Below are 24,513 nucleotides of genomic sequence, written 5' to 3'. Positions count from 1 at the left end.
CTTACTTTTTCGATTAAATGGAAATGTACGATAGTTTGGGTTTACTATTGCAGCCGAATATAGAGAACAAAGCCCCGAAAAGAGAGCCATTAATGACCACGTATTTGATTGAAAAACGCTTAACACCGGAACTCATGATCCAAGATCTAGATTCCTTCATGGGAAAAATTGAAGAGCTTGCGGTGATGCTTAAGCTGGATTTGAGTTTGGCTCAAGCTGACCATATTGCCCTCCGTATTAACGAGCTAGAAACGGCAAAAGCAGCCCACCTTGCATGGACGGAGTTTGGTAAGGTGATTTCGCAAGCTCAAATTAACGGGCGGCCAATTATTGTATTCGAATTTAACCAGCCTTTAAAAAGCAAAGGTTGGTCGATAGAATGCTTGGAGTTGCCTTACCCGGCTGAAGGGAAGCATTACCCAAGCGAAAGTTGGGAGCATGTCGAGTTTGTAGTGCCTTCCCATGCCCAAACCGCAGACGAGTTTCTGGCTGATTTAAAACATACTTATCCTGAATTTGGTGCGCAATACGATCATCTGCAAGATTTAGGTATTAAAACAAAGCTATCAAGTCCGAAAGGCGAGGGCGAACGTTTGAACAACCCGACCGTGGCTTTAAATACAATGGAATTTGTATCAAGCTTCATCCGCACTCACTGAAACGAATTGTCGAGTCAGAGCAGGCGTAAGTGCTAACCTCGTATACGACTGGTTACTGATTCAAAGGAAAGGAGCTCGCGTGAGCTCCTTTTTTACTATATGCAACTGTAGTTTTTGGCAGGCATTCTAACCTAAATCGTAGTCTTTCGGTCTCAACTGAAACTCTTCAATCGAACCAATCTCTAGCCCCAAATCTAAAGGTGCGGCTTCGTGGTGCACGTTACCTTGTGTATGCATGATCAGCCTGTTGGCTGTTCGAGGTTTCAGCTCATTGACAACGAAACGTATCATGTCGCTACGGCTCAAGTTTTTAAGCTCTTCGAGCACACGTTGTCTTTGATTAAAACTCTCATCTTTATTACCAATCGCCACCCATAGCCTTTGAGCACGTCCACGCAGAGTGGTATCTGGCGTTGCTATCTGATTCCAAAGACCGCGTTTACTGCTGTGCCATTGGTATTCATTAAGCTCTAACAGCACCATGTAAAAAGCATTCAAAAACTCATCGATTGAGCTAATAAGCTCCGATGGTGCAGCATTTGGTGACTGGACATAGAGCACAATACCCGGATGCTTATTCAGTGGCATGTTACCTGTGCCAACCATATAACCCAGTTGCTGTTTGGTGCGTATTTCATGGAAGAAAGTCGCCGACATCAAATGATTGGCAAGCGAGTACAGCGCGATATTGCGAGGGTCGATATCTTCGCATTGGTAATAAACGACAATGGCAGAGTCTTCTTGATTGCAAATGACCTCTTTCTGGAAGGTTCCATTTTTGCCAAGCATAACCAAAGGCCGCAGTGATTCTTCATAGCTTTGGTCTTTGACGCGCAGAGCATCTTTTTAACGTATTACCAAGTGCGAGTGCTTCCTCTTTGTGCCAATCACCATAAACAAACATCTCTACATGCAGTTCAGCCAAAATCTTGTCAACAAAAGCAGAAAGTTCGCCCACTTCGATATGTTCAAGCGCTTCTATCAATGCAGAATAAGGCGGGTTGTTGGGCTGTAAAATCCCGGTCATTGCGTTGAAAAGTTGGGATATTGGTCGATCTTGTTCCGAGTTAACCCAGTTTCTTAATAACTGTTGCTTGATTGAATCAAAGCGAGCAGGGCTAAATTCGCGCGCGGAAAAGCGACTTAAAATGAGCTTGAGAAGTTCGGGTTGTTTTTGGCTAAACCCCGAAATGGTGAGAGTCACTCCGCCCTGATGGGCATAAAGGTTGTAGCCCATACCAGCGATTTCAGCTTGGTAAGTCTCTTCTGCCAAGGAGTCTAAAAACATCTCGACACAAAGCCTGGTCTTGACGATGTTTTCGGCATTGGCAACGGCGTGAGGGCTGTCGATAGCGACATACATGACCCCTTTAGGCACACGAAATTGGCTGTCTTGCAGGTGCCACAATTTAAATCCAGACAGCTCTTCAATCACTTCAGGCGTGTCGAGAGATTGTTCAATAGGCTTTGGATCGAGGTCGTAGCATATGTAAGGGTTACGTTCTGGAAGAGAGAACTCGAGCTCAGTTTCTTTCTTAAACTGTTCAATCTGCGCTGAGGAAAAGCGAGAAACTGAGTAGAGGGTATTATACCATTTCGCCTGTTTATCGTGGTTTCCACCTTTTGCAATCAGCACCATGCGCAGATTTTCAGGAGTGAAATAGCGAGACAGCTTTTCAAGTAACAATGGATCGAAATCTTGCATCATATAGTCGCCATAAACCACATCTTCAGGCAGGTAATGCTGCATGTTCATCACTAGATGACTCGCAAGATCTAAAGAGCGTGTTGGTTCTTGAAAGCGAAATGCGGATTCAAGAACCGCCTGTTTCTCTTTATAGCGCCACTCGTCATAGTCATTTGAGGAAATTAAATGAATGTAATGAAAGACCGCCTGAGTAATCTCGTCGATGTGTTCAATGCCTTCTAGTGTAAGTGCACAGCTGATACTGAATTCACGATAGTTGCTACCAGAAGTACCACCGCCTGCCGACAAAGAGTTAATCCACCCCTTCTGTTTTAGCGCGATCATCAAGCTACCGGGGCCTTCATAACCGAGCAAGTGTGCAAAGTAGGACAAAGGTTTACCTTTGTAATAGTCATCTACATTGGGTAGTGGAAAGGTCAATGTTAGCTTTCGGATATCCTTTACAGGCTCAACGTGGATCTTGATACCTGTGTGGTCTTGCGTTGTATAAGGGACAGAAATGGACTTCCCTTGAAGGCTTTGATTGATTACGGAAGAAAACTTCTCGGTGACGGCTTTAGCCATTTCCTCGATAGAATGACTGCTCACCACGGTAAGAGTCATCAGATCGGCTGAATACTGGGTTTGGTAGAAGTCTAAGATTTCGTTGCGAATGGTTTGCCCATTTCGATCCCCAAGGGTCTCTAGGTTACCGACCGAAAACTTGGAAAAAGGGTGTTCTGGGTTGATGGTCTCTTTTAATACTTGATAGAGACGTCGAGAGTCATCATTCAATTTGAGCTTGTATTCGGACTCAACCGCTTGTCTTTCTTTATCCAAAGATTCTTCGTTAAAAAGCGGCGCAGTAAAGAACTGACTGAAACGATCTAACCCCTTAAAAAAGGCATTAGGCGATACGTCGAAGAAGAAGCAAGTATGCTCAGTGCCCGTCCAAGCATTATTACTACCGCCGTGTTGGCTAATATAGCTTTGAAACTCACCGACTTTAGGGTATTTTTCCGTTCCCAAAAAAAGCATGTGCTCTAAATAGTGTGCGAGACCCTCACGTTCAATAGGGTCATCGAAGTGCCCAACGTTGACGGCTAGTGCTGCCGCGGATTTTTGCGCATTACTGTCATGAACAATAAGTACCCTTAGACCATTGTCTAGCGTCAGGTATTTGTATTCATTACTATCATTTGGGCTAAGGTGCACAGGTTTTCTCCAACGGTGAATTACCTTAAGTATGACTCTCATTAACAACGCTGCAAATTACAGCGCGAATAAATCAGAGCGAAGACAGAGAAATTGAAACAGAATTTGTCTTTTTAATAGATTGTTAAGAATGTCGAGGTCTTTAGCAAGGTACTTGATATAATTATTTTTAAGTAAATCAAAATCCTTACGTAGTTTTAGAGACTTTTAGTCAGCAAAAAGCTGAACTGTCGGTAAGTATAGGAATTAAAAATGAAAATATACATCATGCGTCACGGTGAAGCGGAACACTTTGCGGCGAGTGATTCAGAGCGAGCCCTTACTGCTCATGGCATCGACTGTTCGATTTCGGTTGCGAAGTCAGCGGCCCTCAATGGAGCGCAAGAAATTGATAAAGTGCTGGTTAGCCTTATTTGCGTGCTCAACAAACGTGGCAAGCGATTGAGTCCAATTTTGATGCTAAAAGTGTTGAAACGTGTGCGGATATTACGCCGTACGGTCAGTCGGAGCAGGTCTTCGACTACGTAACGGCGCTAATTGACGTGGAAAAACTCAATTCAGTCATGCTCGTTTCTCACCTGCCTTTAGTAGGTTATCTAACTGCAGAGTTTGTGCCAGATATGATTCCACCTATGTTCCCAACTTCAGGAATGATCTGCATCGAGTTTGATCCTGAAACGCAAAGTGGTCAAAAGATCTGGCATCTAAACCCACAGTGATATTAATTCTGGTGGATAATAGGACGGTGTCGCCCCTAGTGACAGCAACAGGCTCACTTTAGGGTAACTCTATGTTGCGGCGTGGTTTGTTAGCCAGAATTTTGACATATGACAATGGACTGATATTTGCATCTAGGGTGCTACTGCCTGATTTAAGTACAAGACTACGACTCGTTAATCTATGAAATTCTCCTTACCGTTTGCGGATAAGCTACCACCTATCCCTCAGCGAGCAGTGCCAGCAATTGGTGCGCCAGTTATGGTTCTGGCCACCTTGGGTATGGTGGTTCTTCCCATACCTGCGTTCATTCTGGATTTATCTTTCACCTTCAATATCGCGCTGTCGCTGGTGGTGTTACTCGTTACGGTATACACGCGACGCCCATTAGATTTTGCTGCGTTTCCAACGGTTCTTCTGATTGCCACACTATTGCGATTGGCACTTAACGTTGCGTCCACCCGTGTCGTTTTACTCTATGGACACGAGGGGCCTGGAGCTGCAGGTAGTGTCATCGAAGCGTTCGGTAATGTTGTAATCGGTGGTAACTACGCGGTTGGTTTGGTCGTGTTCCTCATCTTGATGATCATTAACTTCATGGTTGTGACCAAAGGTGCTGGACGTATTTCCGAGGTGAGTGCTCGATTTACCTTGGATGCGTTACCGGGCAAACAGATGGCGATCGATGCTGACTTGAATGCAGGTCTTATTGACCAAGACCAAGCGAGAGTTCGTCGTTTTGAAGTGACCAAAGAGGCCGACTTTTACGGTTCTATGGACGGTGCGTCTAAGTTCGTAAAAGGCGATGCGATTGCCGGTATCTTGATTCTCTTCATCAACATTATTGGTGGATTGACCATTGGTATGGCTCAGTACGGATTAGGTTTTGGTGAAGCGATTCAAATCTATACCTTGCTGACGATTGGTGATGGCTTGGTTGCTCAGATTCCATCCTTACTGCTGTCTATCGGCGCTGCAATTATGGTGACGAGGCAGAACACCGATGAAGACATGGGACAGCAGCTTAAGTTCCAAATGTTCGACAACCCGAAAGCGTTGATGATCACGGCGTGTATCTTAGGGGTTATGGGTATAGTTCCGGGCATGCCTCATTTTGCATTCTTGTTCCTAGCGACACTTGCTGGAGCCGGTGCGTATTGGTTGACACGTAAACAGAAGAAAGCCAAAGAAGAAGAGAAGAACTTACCTGCAACGACAGAACAAGAAGCCGCTCCGCAGAAAGAGTTGTCATGGGATGACGTTCAGCCAGTCGATATTATTGGTCTGGAAGTGGGCTATAGACTTATCCCACTGGTTGATAGAGACCAAGGTGGTGAGCTGCTTGAAAGGGTGAAAGGGGTGCGTAAAAAGCTCTCTCAAGATTTCGGTTTCTTAATTCCTGCAGTACATATTCGAGATAACTTAGAACTGACACCAAACAGTTACCGCATTACTTTAATGGGGGTAGCGGTAGGTGAAGCCGAAATTAGACCCGATCAAGAGCTTGCGATTAACCCAGGCCAAGTCTACGGCATGATTGAAGGGGAGCCGACGATCGACCCTGCATTTGGCTTGGAAGCGGTCTGGATTCGAGAGGAGCAGCGAGAGCATGCGCAAGCTCTGGGCTATACTGTAGTCGATTCTTCAACGGTATTGGCCACGCACCTTAGCCAGCTGTTAACGAATAATGCGTCGCAGTTAATAGGCCACGAAGAGGTGCAAAACCTGCTTGAAATGTTGGGTAGGTCAACGCCGAAACTGGTTGAGAACTTCGTACCCGACCAACTGCAATTGGGCGTGGTGGTTAAAGTGCTTCAGAACCTGTTAAACGAAGCGATTCCAATTCGAGACATTCGTACGATTGTTCAAACCTTGTCGGAATATTCATCAAAGAGTCAAGAACCCGACATTCTGACTGCAGCCGTCCGGATATCGCTTAAACGTTTAATTGTTCAGGAAATCAATGGTATAGAGCCTGAATTGCCAGTGATAACTTTGATTCCTGAGCTGGAACAAATCTTGCATCAGACAATGCAGGCTTCTGGTGGAGAATCCGCTGGAATTGAGCCGGGGCTAGCGGAGAGGCTACAAGCATCGTTGAGCCAAGCAACGCAAGAGCAAGAACTGAAAGGTGAGCCTGCGGTTCTACTCACATCAGGTGTCTTGCGCTCGACCTTAGCCAAGTTTGTGAAAAACACGATCCCTTCGTTAAGAGTGCTTTCTTACCAAGAGATCCCGGACGAGAAACAGATTCGAATTGTTCAGGCAGTAGGGAACTAGGCAAGAGCCAAAGGACTGCTTAAGCGATGAAATAACGGACAGCTACTTTGAAAATTAAACGATTTTTTGCCAAGGACATGCGTACCGCCCTTCTTCAAGTAAAAGAAGAACTTGGGGTGGATGCCGTTATTATGTCCAACAAAAAAGTTGCTGGTGGTGTAGAGATTGTTGCAGCCGTCGATGGAGAGCAAGCAGGAAAGCGTGCCTCCAGTAGCTACAACTCGCAACCGCGAACTCAACATCAGAAGACCAGTAATTACACGCAAGCTTCTTCTGCTGCCAAACCTACTAAACGCGAGCTCGATGATGATCGCGTTAGCCTCCAGTCTAGCGCAGACAATGGTCGCTCAATGACCAAGCGCTTTGCCAACATGCTCAAGCAATACAGCAATGGCGCGAGTGAAGCAGAATCTGATCACCGCGCAGAGAATGAAGATTCTTTGTCGGCTTTGCTAAAAAGGCAAAATGAATCTCGTGGTGGTCGTTCAAATGATGTGAGCATTAATCAAGATTCTCCACTTGCTAAATTGATCGCTGAAGATCGTCGTGTCGAGCGCCCAGCCCCACGTTTGGACCCGACTCGTTACGATAGGCAGCGTAATAACGACAGCGCGCTGAATGGGGCAGAACTTGAGGAAATGAAAGAAGAGATGACGTCTATTCGTCGCCTTCTTGAGCATCAGGTTTCTGGACTCATGTGGCAGGAAGTGGAGCGACGCGAACCCTTACGCGCGATGCTAATCAAACGCCTAGAGCGAATGGGCGTCTCTGCAGAGCTAGCAGACCAACTCGCTTGTTACATTCCAGAAGACACGCCGCCAACGAAAGCTTGGAAAGCATTGCTTGGTTTAGTGGCAGATCAAATTCCAGTAACAAAACAAGATATTTTGAAGCGCGGTGGTGTCGTCGCATTGCTTGGCCCTACTGGGGTTGGCAAAACGACCACGGTCGCGAAGCTTGCGGCAAGAGCTGCAATGGAATACGGGGCAGACAACGTTGCGTTAGTGACAACGGATACTTACCGTATCGGCGCCCAAGAGCAGCTGTCAATTTACGGACGAATTATGGGATGTCCTGTAAGAGTTGCTAAAGATTCCAACGAGTTAGCCGATGTAATCTATCAGTTACGTAATAGAAGGCTCGTATTGGTCGATACGGCGGGTATGGGGCAGCGAGATGTACGCTTGTCAGAACAGCTCGATACCCTAATGCAAGAAAGTGGTGAAGTCATCCATAGCTACCTCGTATTACCGGCAACAGCGCAACGAAAAGTGCTTCAAGAGACCATTGAACACTTTAGACGCATTCCGCTTTCAGGATGCATCATGACCAAACTTGATGAGTCACTCAGCTTAGGCGAATTTGTCAGCGTAGTGGTTCAAAATGCATTGCCAGTCGCCTACATCGCGAATGGCCAACGTGTTCCTGAGGACATTGTCATTGCTCAACCTAAATATATGGTGGCAAAGGCGAATGAATTATTAGAGAAGTCGACAGAGAATGAACCTCACTTCTGGAATAGCGAATCAGAAGGGTTCTAGGCGGCGGACAACTATGACAAAGAATATGATACAAGACCAAGCAAGCGGATTACGCCGCCTTACTCAACCTTCATTGACTAAGGTTATCTCGGTTACCGGGGGTAAAGGTGGAGTTGGTAAATCGAACGTTACCTTGGGTATGGCTATTTGTATGGCTCGCAAGGTAAAAAGGTGATGGTATTGGATGCCGACCTTGGCTTGGCAAACGTTGATGTAATGCTCGGTATTCGTCCAAAACGTAACCTTGGACATGTGCTCGCAGGTGAATGTGATCTAAAAGATGCGATTGTTGAAGGTCCGCATGGTATTAGAATCATACCGGCGACCTCTGGTACACAATCCATGACGGAGTTGAGTCATGCTCAACACGTTGGTTTAATTCGAGCATTCGGCAGTCTTGAAGATGAAATGGATGTGCTTTTAATCGATACAGCGGCTGGTATTTCTGATATGGTTGTCAGTTTTTCGCGTGCCGCTCAGGATGTTGTTGTCGTGGTATGCGATGAACCAACATCGATTACTGATGCATATGCGTTAATCAAGCTGTTGAGTAAGGATCATCAAGTCCAACGTTTTAAAATTGTTGCAAATATGGTCAGAAGCTACCGAGAAGGCCGAGAATTGTTTGCAAAATTGACGTTGGTCACAGAGCGATTCTTGAATGTGAGCCTTGAACTCGTAGCATGTATTCCATTGGATGATAAAGTTCGTCAAGCAGTTAAGAAACAAAAGATTGTCGTGGATGCATTTCCTCGCTCACCAGCGTCACTTGCTATTGGCTCACTCGCAAATAAAGCGATGACTTGGCCAATACCGAAAGTACCGAGTGGACATTTAGAGTTTTTTGTCGAACGCTTATTGAATAGAACTGAGAGTTTAGGGGAACCGTTTGGTGAATAAAGCGCTCACTTACGATCAATACGCTAACCAAAATAGCCAAAAGGCTTTTTTGGAAAAGTACTCTGTATTGGTCAAACGTATCGCGCATCACTTACTTGGGCGTTTACCACCGAGTGTTCAGGTTGAAGACTTGATACAAGCGGGCATGATCGGGCTCTTAGAAGCTCAAAAGAATTATGACGGAAGTAAGGGTGCAAGCTTCGATACCTACGCGGGTATACGAATCCGCGGTGCTATGCTTGACGATATACGCCGTGGTGACTGGGTACCTCGCTCAGTGCACAGAAACAACCGAGAAATTAATCAGGCAATCTCTATGCTGGAAGGTGAGCTTAATCGTGATCCTACCGATGCAGAGGTCGCTAAACATCTAGGAATGTCCTTAGATCAATATCATACAGCGTTAACTGACATAAATTGTTCTAAGCTAGTAGGTATAGAAGACTTAGGCGTATCTGACGATGTTATTGCCCCAGTGGATGAAGAGGAAAACAGTCCATTTAAGGGCGTCGCGGATGAAACATTTCGCAAAGCTTTGGTAGAGTCGATAAAATCTCTACCTGAGAGAGAAGCGTTGGTTCTCTCTCTTTACTACGACGAAGAGTTAAACTTAAAAGAAATTGGCGAAGTTATTGGTGTCAGTGAATCTCGCGTGAGCCAAATTCTGAGTCAATCAATGCAGCGTCTGCGCACTAAACTAAGTGCTTGGACACAACCTGACTAAATACACTGACATAGAACTCAGTGGAGGCAATTTTGAATAAAAACATGAAGATACTTATTGTTGATGACTTTTCAACAATGCGCCGTATTGTAAAGAATCTACTTCGTGATTTGGGCTTTAACAACACCCAAGAAGCTGATGATGGTCTAACTGCGTTGCCAATGTTAAAGAAAGGTGAGTTCGATTTCGTTGTTACGGATTGGAACATGCCTGGAATGCAGGGAATTGACCTGCTAAAAAACATCCGTGCAGACGATGAGCTAAAACATCTACCGGTACTGATGATCACAGCAGAAGCTAAGCGCGAGCAGATTATTGAAGCGGCCCAAGCAGGGGTAAATGGCTATATCGTTAAGCCATTCACTGCAGCGACTCTAAAAGAAAAACTAGACAAAATTTTTGAGCGTTTATAAGTCAAATTGACAATTTAATGGGCGTAGAAAGGCCATTTCAGGATGATTTCATTAGAACAGGCAAAACAGCTAGTTGAACTACTAGAGCAAGGTGAACAGGAAGAGGCAGACTCTCTTGTTAAATCGATCTATGTAGAAGCTGGCAATCCAATGCTACAAGAAATAGGGACATTGACCCGCGATTTACACGACTCTCTTAAGCAGTTCAATCTCGAAGAGCGTATGACAGAAATCGCGAACGATGAAATCCCTGACGCGCGTGACCGTCTTCAATATGTCATTGACAAAACTGAGGTCGCAGCGAACAAGACCATGGATGCGGTAGAACGTTGCATGCCTATGGCTGATAGCCTTCATGACTGTTTACTCCAAGTTCGTCCTCAATGGAATGAACTGATGCATGGTCGTATCGAACTTACTGAATTTAAAGCGCTCTGCCATCGTATTGATGGTTTGTTGGAACAGGTTGAAGGCGATAGCTCTGAGCTGCGTAGTCAACTGACCGAAATTTTAATGGCGCAGGACTTCCAAGATTTAACAGGGCAAATTATTCGTCGTGTGATTACCTTGGTTAACGAAGTCGAAGATCGTTTAGTGCAGATACTGACCGCATTTGGGTCGCAACAATTAGAAGAAACACCAGATAACAAGAACAAAGCATCTACTGAAGCGGAAGGGCCAATCCTCAACGCTGAAGAGCGCACGGATGCGGTGTCGTCACAAGACGAAGTCGATGACTTATTATCAAGTCTTGGGTTTTAGGGGTAACGTATGAGCTACGAATTAGACGAAGACATTCTACAGGACTTTTTGGTCGAAGCGGGAGAGATCCTAGAGCTGCTTTCAGAGCAGTTAGTTGAGTTGGAAAATAACCCTGAAGATAAAGATCTTCTCAATGCAATCTTCCGTGGTTTCCACACCGTTAAAGGTGGTGCTGGGTTTTTGTCACTGACTGAACTTGTTGATACCTGCCATGGTGCAGAGAACGTGTTCGATATTCTGCGTAATGGTCAACGCTCGGTTACCGCATCGTTGATGGATACTATGCTGCAAGCGTTGGATACGGTCAATGAGCAGTTTCAAGCGGTTCAAGATCGTGAGCCTCTTCCACAAGCGGAACAAGCACTACTTGATGAGCTACATCGTTTATGTAAGCCAGAGTCTGAAGATGAAGTAGCCGCTGAGCCTGTGGCTGCAGCCCCTGAACCAGAACCTGTTGTCGAGCCTGAAGTGACTGCCCCAGCGCCTTCATCAGAGGCATCGAGTGGCGGGTCTATTGACGAAATTACTCAAGACGAATTCGAAAAGCTTCTTGATGAGCTTCATGGTAAAGGTTCAGCGCCAAGTGCCGCTTCTGCGGCACCGGCAGCTCCAGCTCCGACACCAGCAGCACCTGCTGCCAGTGAAGCGAGTGGCGATATCACTGATGATGAGTTTGAAAAACTGTTAGACGAACTTCATGGGTCAGGAAAAAGTCCTTCCTCTGCTTCATCTGCAGCGGTTGCTCCACCACCGCCTCCGCCGCCGTCAAAACCCGCACCTTCTGCTGCTGCAGGCGGTGATGACTTGATGACAGATGAAGAGTTTGAAAAGCTGCTTGATGATTTACACGGTTCCGGAAAAGGGCCTTCTGTTGAAGAGCTAGAAGCTGCAACTAACCCTGTTGCGCCACCACCGCAACCTAAACCTGCGGCTGAGCCAGCACCAGCACCAAAAGCGGCGCCAGCACCTGCTCCTAAAGCAGAGGCTAAACCGCCAGCTAAGAAAGATGCAGCGCCGCCGGCAACGCAAACTAAGAAACCGCAAGCCGAAGCGACGGTCCGTGTTGATACCTCTACGCTTGATACCATTATGAATATGGTCGGTGAGCTTGTACTGGTGAGAAACCGTCTACTCAGCTTAGGCTTGAATAGTAACGACGAAGAGATGTCTAAGGCTGTTGCTAACCTAGATGTCGTTACTGCTGACTTGCAAGGCGCGGTAATGAAAACCCGCATGCAGCCAATTAAAAAGGTATTTGGTCGATTCCCGCGAGTTGTTCGAGATATTGCTCGTAGCTTGAAGAAAGACATCAACCTTGAAATGCGCGGTGAAGATACGGATCTTGATAAGAACTTGGTGGAAGCGCTTGCGGATCCATTGATTCACTTGGTACGTAACTCGGTAGACCACGGCATTGAAATGCCAGATGACCGCGTCGCAGCAGGTAAGTCTCGTCAAGGTAAAGTGATACTTTCTGCTTCTCAAGAAGGCGATCATATTGAACTTGCTATCGTTGATGATGGCGGTGGTATGGATCCAGATAAGCTTCGTGGCATTGCAGTCAAACGCGGCATGATGGACGAAGACGCAGCGTCTCGACTGACAGATAAAGAGTGTTTCAATCTTATCTTCATGCCTGGCTTCTCAAGTAAAGAACAAATCTCAGACATCTCTGGACGTGGTGTGGGTATGGACGTTGTGAAAACAGCCATCAACACATTAAACGGCTCGATTGATATCGACTCAGAGATGGGTAAGGGCACAAAGATTACTATCAAAGTGCCACTGACTCTTGCGATTCTACCAACTCTAATGGTTGGGGTTGCAGGTCACCCATTTGCTCTACCGCTGGCGAGTGTGAATGAGATTTTCCACCTTGATCTAAGCCGCACAAACGTGGTTGATGGCCAGTTGACAATCATAGTACGCGAGAAATCTATCCCACTGTTCTACCTACAAAACTGGTTAGCACCTCAAGCTGGTCAAGTTGAGTTACGTAAAGGGCATGGGCATGTGGTTATCGTTCAGCTAGGCAGTCAACGAGTTGGCTTCGTGGTTGACAGCCTGATTGGTCAAGAAGAAGTGGTTATCAAACCACTCGACAATTTGCTACAAGGCACGCCAGGTATGGCGGGCGCTACGATTACGAGTGATGGTCATATTGCATTGATCTTAGATGTACCAGACCTATTGAAGCAGTACGCAGCTGCCTCAAGAATCTAGTTCGCACTCGCTTGAAAAAGGAATACTATGGCGATTAAAGTGTTAGTCGTTGATGACTCTAGTTTTTTTAGAAGACGTGTTAGTGAAATCATCAATGCGGAATCGCGCTTAGAAGTGATTGATGTTGCAGTTAATGGCAAAGAGGCAGTGGAAAAAGCACTTTCTCTTAAGCCTGACGTCATCACTATGGATATTGAAATGCCAGTAATGGATGGGATTACTGCCGTGAAAGAGATCATGGCCAAGAATCCTATCCCTATCCTGATGTTTTCATCCCTTACCCATGATGGTGCTAAAGCAACACTTGATGCATTAGATGCGGGTGCATTGGATTTCTTACCAAAGAAATTTGAAGATATTGCGCGTAATCGCGACGAGGCTGTGTCATTGCTTCAACAGCGAGTGATTCAGATTTCATCGCGTCGTTCAATGATGCGCAGGCCGATCCGTCCTGCTGCTCCAACGCGAACAGCACGTCCAACTGCTGCAACAAGTGCATTAACTTCAAAGCAAGCGGCTAAGCCTGCCGCACCAGCAGCAACGCGTTTTCGTGCATCGGGTAAGAAATATCAATTAACCGCGATTGGTACATCAACTGGCGGTCCAGTCGCACTGCAGAAAATTCTCACGAGTCTTCCGTCGAACTATCCTCACCCAATTTTGCTGATTCAACACATGCCCGCAACGTTTACTGCGGCGTTTGCTAGTCGTTTGAATTCTCTTTGCAAGATTCAGGTGAAAGAGGCCAGTGAAGGTGATGTATTGAAACCTGGCGTAGCATATCTTGCTCCTGGTGGTAAGCAAATGATGGTCGATGGCCGACCAGGCTCTGCTAAGCTGCGAATCATCGATGGCGGTGAACGCATGAATTACAAACCATGTGTGGACGTGACGTTTGGCTCGGCAGCAAAAATCTACGCAGATAAAGTCCTTTCGATGGTACTGACGGGAATGGGTGCCGATGGTCGCGAAGGTGCTCGAATGCTCAAGTCAGCCGGCGCTACGATATGGGCGCAAGATGAAGAGAGCTGTGTTGTTTATGGCATGCCACAAGCTGTCGCTAAAGCGGGGATCTCTACTGAAGACCTTCCACTTGAGCGCATTGCGGAAAGAATGCTTGTTGAAGTTGGCCTTGCCAAGTAGAGGGAATTAAATGATTGTCTGGAGCGTGGCTAACCAGAAAGGTGGCGTAGGCAAAACAACGACTACCATCACCTTAGCTGGTTTGTTGAGTAAACAAGGTAAACGAGTCCTGCTGGTGGATACAGATCCACATGGGTCTTTGACGACTTATCTTGGTTATGACTCTGATGCAGTCTCTGCCAGTCTATTCGATCTCTTTCAGCTTAAAGAGTTTAAGCCAGAAACGGTCAAACCCATTATCTTGCAATCGAATGTAGAAGGTATCGATATCATTCCTGCTCACATGTCGCTTGCAACCCTTGACCGGGTGATGGGAAATCGCAGCGGTATGGGGTTAATTCTTAAACGCGCACTGTTGGCGCTGCGTAGTGACTACGATTACGTTTTGATTGATTGCCCGCCAATTTTGGGTGTGATGATGGTTAACGCTTTGGCGGCGAGTAATCGTATCTTAATCCCTGTCCAAACAGAGTTTTTGGCGATGAAGGGCTTGGAGCGTATGGTTAGAACGTTGACTATTATGCAGAAATCACGCAACAAGGGCTTTAATGTGACAATCGTTCCTACAATGTACGACAAGCGCACGAATGCCTCGCTTCAAACGTTGACCCAATTAAAGCGTGACTACCCAGATCAAGTTTGGAACTCAGCGATACCTATCGACACAAAGTTTCGAGACGCGAGCTTGAAGCATCTACCAGTTTCACATTTTGCCGCAGGTAGCCGAGGGGTATTCGCTTATAAACAGTTGCTTCTTCACCTTGAGAGGTTAGCGGTTGATGAGTAGTGATATTCAGCTTTCAGGCGATCAAGCACTCGATGATTACTTCACAGCATTGCTAGATGAAGAAGAGCTCTTTCTCGATGCAACAGAGAGTGATGTAGATTCCGATGCAGTTGAGCCCGATAAAGCAGAGCTTGAAGCGGTTGATGAAAATGAACAACTATTGCCAGAGCCAGAGCCAGAGCCAGAGCCAGAGCCAGAGCCAGAGCCACTGCTGCAGTCGGTAGAAGAAAAAAGTTACTACTCTGCGCCTACGGCAGAGGTAGAAGTTCCGAATCTCGAAGACGTAGAGAGACTTCTTGAACAGTTAGAAACGACAAATCCTGTTGCTGACTTGCAACTTGAAGAGGTTATGGAGCAGAACACTGCGCAAATCGCTTCAGAGCAAGCAGCGCAAGTAGAAGAGCTCACGCAAACTGATGAGCTGCAAGATTGGGATATCGCTGTTGAAGAGCCAGTTGTCGAAGAAACAGTCATTGAACCAGAAATTAATGACTGGCCTGTCGATGAGGCTTCGCCAGAAATTAAAGAAAACATCGAAACTGATTCGCAAGTCGATGTTGAACCGCAAACTCAAACGGGTGGCGGTGACTTAGGCGAGTGGCACAGTACTCGTCGAGATGAAGATTTTCAGGCTCTGTATTTTGAAGTTAATGGCGTGATGTTTGCCGTTCCTCTTGATGAACTTGGCGGCATTCATCGAATGGCGGAGCTGAACCACTTAATTGGTAGACCCGAATGGTATCTTGGCTTATTGACGTCAAAAGAGAACCAGTTGGATGTTGTTGATACAGCCAAGTGGGTGATGCCCGAGAAGTTAACGGATGAAGAATACAAAGACGAGTACCAGTATATTGTCATGCTTGGCTCTAGTCTTTGGGGGTTAGCTTCAACTCAGTTAAAAGGGACTGAGTTGTTGAACACAGAAAAAGTACGATGGCGCGAGCAAGCCGGAAAAAGACCTTGGCTTGCTGGTATGGTTAAAGAAAAAATGTGTGCATTGATACATGTAGAGGCATTAATCGCTATGCTTAATGCAGGGCTCGATGTTAAAGCACTGGATAAATAAATCATTTATGTCGGCAACGACTTAGAGAGGAAAAGGTATGTCTCAAACAAATGAAGTCGAAGTAAGAAAAGAACAGTCTAACGACGAAGTGCTTCAGTGGGTGACGTTCCAGTTAGAAGAAGAAACCTACGGTATCAATGTAATGCAAGTACGTGAAGTGCTTCGTTATACTGAAATCGCCCCCGTTCCTGGAGCGCCAAATTACGTACTCGGTATTATTAACCTACGCGGTAACGTGGTTACAGTTATCGATACACGCTCTCGCTTTGGTTTGATGGAAGGCGAAATCACAGATAATACCCGTATTATCGTGATTGAATCTGAACATCAAGTGATTGGTATTCTTGTCGACAGTGTCGCTGAAGTGGTTTACCTTCGCTCTTCTGAAATCGATACAACACCAAGTGTGGGTACTGATGAAAGTGCTAAGTTCATTCAAGGTGTGAGTAACCGTGACGGTAAGCTGCTTATTTTGGTTGATCTTAACAAGCTACTTACTGATGAAGAGTGGGATGAAATGGCTCATCTGTAATGACTACAGAACAGTTAACAAGTCTGCCTATTATCGCGGGCGTTGCAGTAGCGCTGATACTACTGCTTCTGCTCGGTTTGTTTAGGCTCAAAAGAAGTATTAACACTTTATCTAATCATCATCGCCAACAGTCTCGGGCGTTAGATAAAGAGCTTCAGAAAGCAAATAAACAGTTACTTGAAGTAAGATCAGTAGTTGTTGGGCTTGGGCAAAAGCTTAGTGAGCAGCAAGAGATCATTCACTATCAAAACGAAAGGCTCAATGAGTTAGAAAATGCTGATAGTGATGGCAGGCTATATTCTCGTGCCAGTAAGATGGTCAAGTTAGGCGCAGGGATTAATGAGCTGATAGAAGAGTGCGAGTTGCCCAAAGCGGAAGCCGAGCTGATGATGTCTCTTCAGAAGAAGCTGGCAGGAAAAGAAACCATTCCACCTCTAGAGGGTTCGCCAGAGCGTTCATCTAAACAGCCTCCTCGTAGGACTGCACGGAAATGAATCAACTGATCTAATTGTTTACAAAAAGGAAGCGTATGCTTCCTTTTTTTAGTTTTGATATTGCAATCTAACCTTGTTAAAACAAGGCACTAGCTAGCCCTTAGGGGGTAGTGCTGGTATTGGTATGGCGTTCTTTTGTACTGTATGTATGGAGGATTTGTAAATAAGTAAAAATGTTAAGCAAACCTCACGAATAATTAACAGTTTCTTACTTAGTTTCGTGACTCCAACGTGCCTTGAATAGTTTTGTCTTTTACTCGCTGTGTTAATATAAACCCCTTAATTTATCCGAAATTTGATATATGCTAGAAGTCAAAGAATTGTGTGCTATTCGGGATGAGCGAATCCTGTTCGAAAACCTCTCTTTTACAATTGACTCAGGTGACTTAGTGCAAGTCGAAGGGCGCAACGGAACAGGAAAAACAACGCTTTTACGAATCATTACCGGTTTAGGTGACCGTGATGAGGGCGAGATATTCTGGAATCAAGAGACTATCGAATCTAGCAGAGATTCTTACCATCAAGACTTGCTGTTTTTAGGCCACCAAACCGGTGTAAAGCGTGAGTTAACGGCGTTTGAAAATCTCAACTTCTATCAATCAATTCACGGAACCAAAAACGTCACGAAAGACGCATTGTATAATGCGCTGCTGAAAGTGGGTTTAGCTGGCCGAGAAGATGTTCCTGTTGGGCAGCTGTCCGCGGGCCAGCAGCGGCGAGTGGCTTTGGCACGTTTGTGGCTAAGTGAACAAAAACTCTGGATCCTTGATGAGCCGTTGACTGCCATTGATAAGCAAGGTGTCAAAGTGTTGGAGTCATTGTTTCTTAACCATGCAGAGAATGGCGGCATTGTCATTTTGACTACGCACCAAGATATGTTCGCGGATAATCCTAAACTAAGAAAGATTAAGCTGGGTGATTAGTAGATGATTGCAACCATGACCACTATCGTGAGACGTGAACTGCTCATCGCATATCGACGTCAAGCTGACATTTTCAATCCGCTTTGGTTTTTCATCATAGTGATTACTCTGTTTCCTTTAAGCATAGGGCCAGAGCCAAATTTATTAGCACGTATTGCTGCAGGTATTGTTTGGGTTGCGGCGCTATTGTCAGCACTGCTTTCGCTTGAAAGATTGTTTAGAGACGATTTTCAAGACGGCGCGCTCGAACAAATGATGTTGATGCCAGTTCCTTTGCCAGTGGTAGTGATCTCAAAGGTATTGGCTCATTGGGTATTGACTGGGTTGCCTTTGATTTTAATCAGCCCGCTGTTGTCGATTCTATTATCTCTCGATTTTAATACCTGGATTGCGGTGGTTTTAACACTGCTTGTTGGTACACCAACATTAAGTTTTATCGGTGCAATTGGGGTTGCACTAACGGTGGGTTTGCAAAAAGGCGGTGTTCTACTGAGCTTATTGGTACTGCCTCTGTATATTCCAATACTGATTTTCGCGACATCGGCGATCGATGCTGCAACGCTAGGAATGCCATATAACGGCCAGCTTGCGATATTGGGTGCGATGTTTATGGGAGCACTGACCATGACTCCTTTTGCCATTAGTGCAGCTTTGCGTGTAAGCGTTCACTAATTTAAACGGTCTATAAGAATACTATAAATGAATGCGGAGTATGTGGCCTGAGTAAGTCATGACCCGCGTTCAGCAATGAAGTAAGAGTGAGAAACTACGATGTGGAAATGGCTCCATCCCTATGCTAAGCCAGAATCGACTTATCAGCTTTGCTGTAAGTTGTTGCCTTGGTTTTCAGTCCTCGCACTGCTGTGTCTTTCGATTGGCACGGTATGGGGGCTAGCATTCGCCCCTTCTGACTACCAACAGGGGAACAGCTTCCGAATTATCTATATTCATGTCCCTTCGGCGATTTGGTCTATGGGTGTATACATGTCTATGGCGATTGCGGCATTTATTGGCTTAGTCTGGCAGCTAAAACTTTCCAATATGGCAGCGTTGGCAATGGCGCCAATTGGTGCTGTCTACACCTTTATTGCGCTTCTAACGGGCGCTGTTTGGGGTAAGCCGATGTGGGGTGCTTGGTGGGTATGGATGCTCGCTTAACTTCTGAGCTTATTCTTCTGTTTTTATATCTTGGTGTCATTGCCCTTTATCATGCGTTTGACGATCAAAAAACTGCATCAAAAGCGGCAGGTATTCTGGCCATTGTAGGTGTGATAAACCTTCCTATTATTCACTTCTCTGTAGAATGGTGGAACACGCTACACCAAGGCGCGACTATCACTAAGTTCGCTAAACCTTCTATTTCCAACGACATGTTATGGCCGTTACTGCTGAATATCTTTGGTTTTGCTTTCTTCTTTGGTGCCGTCACCATGGTTCGATTGAAGAATGAAATCATTAGCAAAGAGAGTCATCGCCCTTGGGTGATTGAGCTTGCACAAAAAACATTGCGTAAAGAGGGGTAAGGGTATGTATTTCGAGACTCTAGGAGATTTCTTTGCAATGGGAGGTTACGCCTCTTATGTGTGGAGCGCATTTGGAATCACATTTGCTAGCATGCTTATTTTATTGTTTGTGAGTATTCGTAGAGGCAAGGCCCTACTTGAAGACGTACAAGCCAAAGTTGAACGTCAAGCTCGTATTGACGCGGCGAAGAATTTGGAGAACACATTATGAACCCAAGACGTAAAAAGAGGCTCGGCATTGTTCTTGCGATCTTTATCGGTATCAGCGCTACTGTCGGTTTAATTATCTATGCACTGAACCAAAATATGGATCTTTTCTACACCCCGACTGAGTTAGTTAACGGCAAGAGTGACGGCACTAAGCCTGAAGTCGGCCAACGTCTGCGTATTGGCGGCATGGTGGTAGTAGGTTCAGTAAGTAGAGACCCGAAATCACTGCGTGTTAGCTTTGACCTTCAAGATGTTGGCCCAACAGTAACGGTGCTTTACGACGGAATCCTTCCTGATCTATTTCGTGAGGGGCAGGGTATTGTTGCTCAAGGCGTGTTAGTTGATGCAACCACCATTGAGGCCTTTGAAGTACTTGCTAAGCACGACGAAGAATACATGCCTGCTGAAATCGCGGAAGCAATGAAGAAGACTCATGAACCTCTTCAATACTCAGAAAAACAATTACAAGGAAGCGATCAATGATTGCTGAAATAGGCCATTTTGCGCTAATCGCGTCACTGTCGTTAGCGGTGCTGTTGAGCATCTTACCGCTGATGGGAGCGACGCGTAACAATACCATGTTAATGAATACCGCCAGACCGCTGTCTTGGGGGATGTTCATTCTGCTCTCTGTTTCTTTCTGTATTTTACTTTGGGCCTTTTACGCGAATGACTTTACGTTAAGTTACGTTGCTAATAACTCAAATACCCAACTGCCTTGGTATTACCGTTTGACAGCAGTTTGGGGCGCGCACGAAGGGTCGTTGCTTCTATGGGTACTCATTCAGGCAGGTTGGACCGTAGCGGTTGCTATGTTCAGTCGTGGCATGCCGCAAGAATCTGTTGCTCGTGTTTTGGCTGTAATGGGTATGATTAATGTCGGCTTTTTGCTGTTCATTATTCTGACTTCTAACCCTTTCCTCCGTACGTTGCCGTTCTTCCCTGTTGACGGTCGTGATTTGAACCCACTACTGCAAGACCCAGGGTTGATCGTTCACCCACCTATGCTTTACATGGGTTACGTTGGTTTCTCTGTCGCTTTCTCATTTGCCATTGCCTCACTAATGGCAGGTCGGCTCGATACGGCTTGGGCTCGTTGGTCACGCCCTTGGACGATTGCGGCATGGCTCTTCTTAACGCTAGGTATTGCGCTAGGCTCTTGGTGGGCTTACTACGAACTTGGCTGGGGTGCTGGTGGTTCTGGGATCCGGTTGAAAATGCTTCCTTTATGCCTTGGCTTGCAGGTACTGCGTTGATGCACTCCCTTGCGGTGACAGAGAAACGCGGTACGTTTAAAGCTTGGACAGTATTACTGGCTCTTTCCGCTTTTTCGTTGAGCTTGCTAGGGACATTCCTAGTTCGTTCTGGCGTTCTGGTGTCAGTACACGCTTTTGCTTCCGATCCAGCGCGCGGGATGTTTATTCTTGGATTCCTGGTTGTCGTAATCGGTGGTTCGCTTCTGCTATTTGCTCTGAAGGGAGCAGCAGTTCGAGTGCGCGGTAACTTTGACCTGTTCTCCCGAGAAAACGCACTGCTTGGTAACAACATTATATTAATGGCTGCGCTGGCCGTGGTGTTAGTGGGTACGCTTCTACCGCTAGTGCACAAGCAGATTGGCTTAGGTTCAGTCTCTATCGGTGCACCGTTCTTTGACATGTTGTTTGCGTGGTTGATGATCCCATTTGCCTTCCTACTTGGTATTGGCCCGCTTATCCGTTGGAAGCGAGATAACCTATCGAATCTAATGAAGCCTATGTTGATCTCCGGTGTTGCTTCACTGGTGCTCGGCGCGGCCTTTGTTTTCTTGTTTGCCGATAACTTCCAAGGTATGGCTTACCTAGGTTGGGTAATGGCGCTTTGGATTATCTTCTTGCACGGTTACGAGTTACATGAACGTGCAACGCACCGTCATAGTTTTATGGAAGGTGTGAAGAAGTTGCAGCGCAGCCATTGGGCCATGATGATGGGCACATTGGCTTGGCGGTTACGGTGATTGGTATTGCCATGGTGCAGAACTACGACATCGAACGTGATGTACGTTTGGCACCGGGTGAGCACTATGAGTTGCAAGGTTACGACTTCTACTTCTCAGGTCTTCGTGATAAAGATGGCCCAAACTATGACGGCTATATTGCGGACTTTGAGATTACTAAAGACGGTCGCTACATCAACACACTGCATGCTGAAAAACGCTTCTACCGCACAGCACGTTCTATGATGACGGAAGCGGCTATCGATCGCGGTATTACTCGTGACCTGTATATCGCAATGGGCGAGCAGTTGGAAGACGGCGAATCATGGGCTATTCGTATTTACTACAAGCCATTTGTTCGTTGGATTTGGGCTGGCTCTTTGCTAATGGCACTAGGTGGCGCACTAGCAATCAGTGACAAACGTTATCGCTTCAGAAAAAGTAGCAAACCACAGGAGGCGTGATTATGAGTAAGAAAATACTGTTTATCCCTCTTATAGCGTTCGCTGCATTGGCTATAGTGTTCGCTACGCAATTGGTAAGAAATGCCGGTGGTGATGATCCAACAAAGCTTGAATCGGTACTCGTAGGTCATCCAGTTCCCGAATTCCGACTAGAAAGCTTGGAAGAACCTGGGAAGCTTTACCAACAAGAGATTTTTGTTGGCGAACCACTATTACTTAATGTGTGGGCGACTTGGTGCCCGACGTGTTACGCAGAGCATCAGTTCCTTAACGAGTTGGCGTCACAGGGTGTGAAAATTGTCGGCCTAAACTACAAAGATGACCGGGCCAAAGCTGTCCAGTGGCTTGAAGAGCTTGGTAATCCATACATGATCAGCTTGTTTGATGGTAATGGCATGCTTGGTTTAGATCTTGGTGTGTACGGCGCGCCAGAGACGTTTCTGATTGATGCAAGTGGCGTTATTCGCTACCGACATGTTGGTGATGTAAACGATCGCAATTGGTCTGAAAAACTTAAGCCAATGTATGAGCAGATGTTAGCGGAGGCTAAGTAATGAAAAAATTCCTGATTTGCTTAACTGCTCTGCTCAGTTTTTCTATGGCAAGTTATGCTGCGATTGGTATCTACGAGTTTGAAACGTTAGAGCAAGAGCAACAGTTTAAAGACTTGAGTCATACGCTTCGTTGTCCAAAGTGTCAAAACAACACGATTGGTGATTCTAATGCGCCTCTGGCACAAGATTTACGCCAGCGCGTTTATGAAATGACAATGGCGGGCAAAACTGAAGAAGAGATCGTTGATTTCATGATTGCACGCTACGGTAATTTCGTGACTTATAAGCCGCCTCTAACGCTAGCAACGTCGATTCTTTGGTTTGGCCCTATCGCTATTCTTGTATTTGGCTTTGGCTTAATTGTCGTTAAAAGTCGCAAATCAAAAGTGGCTGTTGCGGAAACAGAGAAATGGGATTCAGAAAAAGAAGCGCGTCTAAAAGCTCTGCTTGATGAAGAGAATAATGGAGATAAGCAGTAATGACACTATTTTGGGTAGCGACCATTGTTCTTGCCGCGTTTAGTGTTTTGATGGTCGTGTGGCCGATGCTAAATAAAAAAGCCAACGATGACGAAGCACTACGTGATGAGCTAAACAAAGCTTTCTATAAAGACAGATTGAGTGAGCTGAAAGAAGAAGCTGATGAAGGTCTTGTCGACGATCAGGAAGACTTGATCGATGATTTGAAGCAATCTTTACTTGATGACATTCCAGCGGATGCCAAGCAAGAGAAAAGTGCGTCAATCTCACCGGCTATGATTTTTGTCCCATCCGTGGTTGTGACCATTGTTCTTAGTTATGCGCTTTACTACAAGTTTGGCGCTTATGATGACATCACGCATTGGCACGAAGTAAGCGCTGAGTTGCCTGCTTTGTCTAAGAAGCTAATGGATCCAAATGGCGTTGAGCTGACCGATGAAGAGATGCAAGACTTAACACTCGCCTTACGTACTCGTCTGCACTATCAAAAAGACGATTCTACAGGTTGGTTGTTACTAGGCCGAATCGCACTGGCAAATCGTGATGTTGAAACCGCTATCGGAGCAATGAAGAAAGCGTATCGACTAGAGAGCGATGACGATGATATTAAGTTGGGCTACGCACAAGCGTTGATGATGTCGCAAGACGAAGTTGACCAAAACCGAGCACGCATCTTGTTATCAGAACTGGTTAATCAAGATTACGTCGATCTGCGAGTTTTCTCTTTGCTCGCCTTTGATGCTTTCGAGCGTAAAGATTTCGCTGCAGCGATTCGTTATTGGGGCGTAATGCAGCAGATGATTGGCCCGCAAGATTCACGTTATGACATGCTTTCACGTAGTATTCAAAGTGCAAGAGAGCAGATGGGTGAGGGAGTTGCATCGCCAGCAACTGTGACTGTTACCGTTGAGCTTGGCGAAGGTGTCACACCGCCTGAAAATGCGTTCTTAATCGTGTCTGTACATAGTGCCGATGGTGCACCAATGCCAGTGGCTGCGGCTCGTTACCCTGTGGGTTCATTCCCTAGAAGTGTATTGCTTGATGATGGGAATAGCATGATGCAGGGCAGAAAGCTCAGTGATCTGAAAGAGTTTATGGTTAGAGCTAGAATTGACAGTGATGGCGACGTAGCTTCGAAAAGTGGCGATTGGTACGGTAACAGCGATGTTGCAGAGATAGGCAGCGCTGTTGAAGTTGTCATTGATAAACAGTATTAATATCATTTAATATACTCATGAACTTGTT

At 45.8% G+C, this 24,513-nt stretch carries 19 protein-coding genes and 5 pseudogenes; 23 read left to right on the top strand and 1 reads right to left on the bottom strand.

Annotated features, from left to right (window positions below; translation table 11 throughout):
• The first annotated feature begins 92 nt into the window (after positions 1–92).
• On the top strand, positions 93–659 hold the full coding sequence (locus tag UA76_RS15855) for a VOC family protein (protein WP_420340925.1): 567 nt from the start codon (positions 93–95) through the stop codon (positions 657–659).
• Positions 660–785: 126 nt separating this feature from the next.
• Here the strand turns inward: UA76_RS15855 and UA76_RS15850 are convergent.
• Positions 786–3,561, bottom strand: a pseudogene (locus UA76_RS15850) (insulinase family protein).
• 252 nt (positions 3,562–3,813) lie between these two features.
• On the opposite strand from UA76_RS15850, the pseudogene sixA reads away from it, so the two are divergent.
• The 22 genes and pseudogenes from sixA to ccmI all read left to right on the top strand — a co-directional run bounded on the left by sixA (position 3,814) and on the right by ccmI (position 24,485).
• Positions 3,814–4,280, top strand: a pseudogene (gene sixA, locus UA76_RS15845) (phosphohistidine phosphatase SixA).
• A 181-nt stretch (positions 4,281–4,461) separates the two neighbouring features.
• A complete protein-coding gene (flhA, locus tag UA76_RS15840; RefSeq protein ID WP_047048132.1) occupies positions 4,462–6,558 on the top strand; it encodes a flagellar biosynthesis protein FlhA in 2,097 nt (698 codons plus the stop codon).
• A 47-nt stretch (positions 6,559–6,605) separates the two neighbouring features.
• Positions 6,606–8,099, top strand: coding sequence for a flagellar biosynthesis GTPase FlhF (flhF, locus tag UA76_RS15835; protein WP_047048129.1), 1,494 nt, complete (start codon positions 6,606–6,608; stop codon positions 8,097–8,099).
• Between the two features lie 13 nt (positions 8,100–8,112).
• A pseudogene (locus UA76_RS15830) lies at positions 8,113–8,999 on the top strand (MinD/ParA family protein).
• Positions 8,992–9,723 carry an RNA polymerase sigma factor FliA gene (locus UA76_RS15825; protein WP_047048172.1) on the top strand — a complete coding sequence of 244 codons (732 nt, stop codon included), beginning with the start codon at positions 8,992–8,994 and terminating at the stop codon, positions 9,721–9,723. Before UA76_RS15830 ends, UA76_RS15825 begins: the two are co-directional and overlap by 8 nt.
• A gap of 44 nt (positions 9,724–9,767) precedes the next feature.
• Positions 9,768–10,136 carry a chemotaxis response regulator CheY gene (gene cheY / locus UA76_RS15820; protein ID WP_000697871.1) on the top strand — a complete coding sequence of 123 codons (369 nt, stop codon included), beginning with the start codon at positions 9,768–9,770 and terminating at the stop codon, positions 10,134–10,136.
• A 42-nt stretch (positions 10,137–10,178) separates the two neighbouring features.
• Positions 10,179–10,898 carry a protein phosphatase CheZ gene (locus tag UA76_RS15815; RefSeq protein WP_047048121.1) on the top strand — a complete coding sequence of 240 codons (720 nt, stop codon included), beginning with the start codon at positions 10,179–10,181 and terminating at the stop codon, positions 10,896–10,898.
• A gap of 9 nt (positions 10,899–10,907) precedes the next feature.
• Positions 10,908–13,121, top strand: a complete 2,214-nt coding sequence (locus UA76_RS15810; protein ID WP_047048119.1) for a chemotaxis protein CheA — start codon at positions 10,908–10,910, stop codon at positions 13,119–13,121.
• Positions 13,122–13,148: 27 nt separating this feature from the next.
• Positions 13,149–14,264, top strand: a complete 1,116-nt coding sequence (locus UA76_RS15805) for a protein-glutamate methylesterase/protein-glutamine glutaminase (RefSeq protein WP_047048116.1) — start codon at positions 13,149–13,151, stop codon at positions 14,262–14,264.
• Between the two features lie 10 nt (positions 14,265–14,274).
• Positions 14,275–15,051 carry a ParA family protein gene (locus tag UA76_RS15800; RefSeq protein WP_047048112.1) on the top strand — a complete coding sequence of 259 codons (777 nt, stop codon included), beginning with the start codon at positions 14,275–14,277 and terminating at the stop codon, positions 15,049–15,051.
• A complete protein-coding gene (locus UA76_RS15795; protein WP_047048109.1) occupies positions 15,044–16,117 on the top strand; it encodes a chemotaxis protein CheW in 1,074 nt (357 codons plus the stop codon). Before UA76_RS15800 ends, UA76_RS15795 begins: the two co-directional genes overlap by 8 nt.
• A 37-nt stretch (positions 16,118–16,154) precedes the next feature.
• The gene (locus UA76_RS15790; RefSeq protein WP_047048106.1) at positions 16,155–16,649 is read left to right on the top strand and encodes a chemotaxis protein CheW; all 495 of its coding nucleotides are present in this window, start codon (positions 16,155–16,157) and stop codon (positions 16,647–16,649) included.
• The gene (locus tag UA76_RS15785; protein WP_047048103.1) at positions 16,649–17,143 is read left to right on the top strand and encodes a DUF2802 domain-containing protein; all 495 of its coding nucleotides are present in this window, start codon (positions 16,649–16,651) and stop codon (positions 17,141–17,143) included. Before UA76_RS15790 ends, UA76_RS15785 begins: the two co-directional genes overlap by 1 nt.
• Positions 17,144–17,445: 302 nt before the next feature.
• On the top strand, positions 17,446–18,066 hold the full coding sequence (ccmA, locus tag UA76_RS15780) for a cytochrome c biogenesis heme-transporting ATPase CcmA (protein WP_047048100.1): 621 nt from the start codon (positions 17,446–17,448) through the stop codon (positions 18,064–18,066).
• A 3-nt stretch (positions 18,067–18,069) separates the two neighbouring features.
• On the top strand, positions 18,070–18,738 hold the full coding sequence (gene ccmB, locus UA76_RS15775) for a heme exporter protein CcmB (protein WP_047048099.1): 669 nt from the start codon (positions 18,070–18,072) through the stop codon (positions 18,736–18,738).
• 99 nt (positions 18,739–18,837) lie between these two features.
• Positions 18,838–19,589, top strand: a pseudogene (locus UA76_RS15770) (heme ABC transporter permease).
• Positions 19,590–19,593: 4 nt separating this feature from the next.
• The gene (ccmD, locus tag UA76_RS15765; RefSeq protein WP_047048096.1) at positions 19,594–19,800 is read left to right on the top strand and encodes a heme exporter protein CcmD; all 207 of its coding nucleotides are present in this window, start codon (positions 19,594–19,596) and stop codon (positions 19,798–19,800) included.
• A complete protein-coding gene (ccmE, locus tag UA76_RS15760) occupies positions 19,797–20,282 on the top strand; it encodes a cytochrome c maturation protein CcmE (RefSeq protein WP_047048092.1) in 486 nt (161 codons plus the stop codon). Before ccmD ends, ccmE begins: the two co-directional genes overlap by 4 nt.
• Positions 20,279–22,235, top strand: a pseudogene (locus tag UA76_RS15755) (heme lyase CcmF/NrfE family subunit). The gene ccmE and the pseudogene UA76_RS15755 overlap by 4 nt, the downstream one beginning before the upstream one ends.
• A 2-nt stretch (positions 22,236–22,237) precedes the next feature.
• Entirely contained in the window at positions 22,238–22,789 is a 552-nt protein-coding gene (locus UA76_RS15750) for a DsbE family thiol:disulfide interchange protein (protein ID WP_047048090.1), read from the top strand.
• Entirely contained in the window at positions 22,789–23,268 is a 480-nt protein-coding gene (locus tag UA76_RS15745; RefSeq protein WP_047048087.1) for a cytochrome c-type biogenesis protein, read from the top strand. The genes UA76_RS15750 and UA76_RS15745 overlap by 1 nt, the downstream gene beginning before the upstream one ends.
• Positions 23,268–24,485 (top strand): c-type cytochrome biogenesis protein CcmI, encoded by a 1,218-nt coding sequence (gene ccmI, locus UA76_RS15740; protein ID WP_047048085.1) that lies wholly within the window; start codon positions 23,268–23,270, stop codon positions 24,483–24,485. The genes UA76_RS15745 and ccmI overlap by 1 nt, the downstream gene beginning before the upstream one ends.
• The last annotated feature ends 28 nt before the right edge of the window (positions 24,486–24,513 follow it).

The sequence above is a fragment of the Vibrio mexicanus genome, from assembly GCF_001012815.1.
Classification (GTDB): Bacteria; Pseudomonadota; Gammaproteobacteria; order Enterobacterales; family Vibrionaceae; genus Vibrio; species Vibrio mexicanus.
The sequence above is the reverse complement of the archived record's forward strand: the minus strand, read 5'-3'. Positions and strand labels throughout refer to the sequence as shown.

What these genes read in the sequence shown, in the direction of transcription:
- UA76_RS15855 (WP_420340925.1), top strand. Translation starts at nt 93, where the DNA reads ATGACCACGTATTTGATTGAAAAACGCTTAACACCGGAACTCATGATC.
- flhA (WP_047048132.1), top strand. Translation starts at nt 4,462, where the DNA reads ATGAAATTCTCCTTACCGTTTGCGGATAAGCTACCACCTATCCCTCAG.
- cheY (WP_000697871.1), top strand. Translation starts at nt 9,768, where the DNA reads ATGAAGATACTTATTGTTGATGACTTTTCAACAATGCGCCGTATTGTA.
- UA76_RS15815 (WP_047048121.1), top strand. Translation starts at nt 10,179, where the DNA reads ATGATTTCATTAGAACAGGCAAAACAGCTAGTTGAACTACTAGAGCAA.
- UA76_RS15810 (WP_047048119.1), top strand. Translation starts at nt 10,908, where the DNA reads ATGAGCTACGAATTAGACGAAGACATTCTACAGGACTTTTTGGTCGAA.
- UA76_RS15805 (WP_047048116.1), top strand. Translation starts at nt 13,149, where the DNA reads ATGGCGATTAAAGTGTTAGTCGTTGATGACTCTAGTTTTTTTAGAAGA.
- UA76_RS15800 (WP_047048112.1), top strand. Translation starts at nt 14,275, where the DNA reads ATGATTGTCTGGAGCGTGGCTAACCAGAAAGGTGGCGTAGGCAAAACA.
- UA76_RS15795 (WP_047048109.1), top strand. Translation starts at nt 15,044, where the DNA reads ATGAGTAGTGATATTCAGCTTTCAGGCGATCAAGCACTCGATGATTAC.
- UA76_RS15790 (WP_047048106.1), top strand. Translation starts at nt 16,155, where the DNA reads ATGTCTCAAACAAATGAAGTCGAAGTAAGAAAAGAACAGTCTAACGAC.
- UA76_RS15785 (WP_047048103.1), top strand. Translation starts at nt 16,649, where the DNA reads ATGACTACAGAACAGTTAACAAGTCTGCCTATTATCGCGGGCGTTGCA.
- ccmA (WP_047048100.1), top strand. Translation starts at nt 17,446, where the DNA reads ATGCTAGAAGTCAAAGAATTGTGTGCTATTCGGGATGAGCGAATCCTG.
- ccmB (WP_047048099.1), top strand. Translation starts at nt 18,070, where the DNA reads ATGATTGCAACCATGACCACTATCGTGAGACGTGAACTGCTCATCGCA.
- ccmD (WP_047048096.1), top strand. Translation starts at nt 19,594, where the DNA reads ATGTATTTCGAGACTCTAGGAGATTTCTTTGCAATGGGAGGTTACGCC.
- ccmE (WP_047048092.1), top strand. Translation starts at nt 19,797, where the DNA reads ATGAACCCAAGACGTAAAAAGAGGCTCGGCATTGTTCTTGCGATCTTT.
- UA76_RS15750 (WP_047048090.1), top strand. Translation starts at nt 22,238, where the DNA reads ATGAGTAAGAAAATACTGTTTATCCCTCTTATAGCGTTCGCTGCATTG.
- UA76_RS15745 (WP_047048087.1), top strand. Translation starts at nt 22,789, where the DNA reads ATGAAAAAATTCCTGATTTGCTTAACTGCTCTGCTCAGTTTTTCTATG.
- ccmI (WP_047048085.1), top strand. Translation starts at nt 23,268, where the DNA reads ATGACACTATTTTGGGTAGCGACCATTGTTCTTGCCGCGTTTAGTGTT.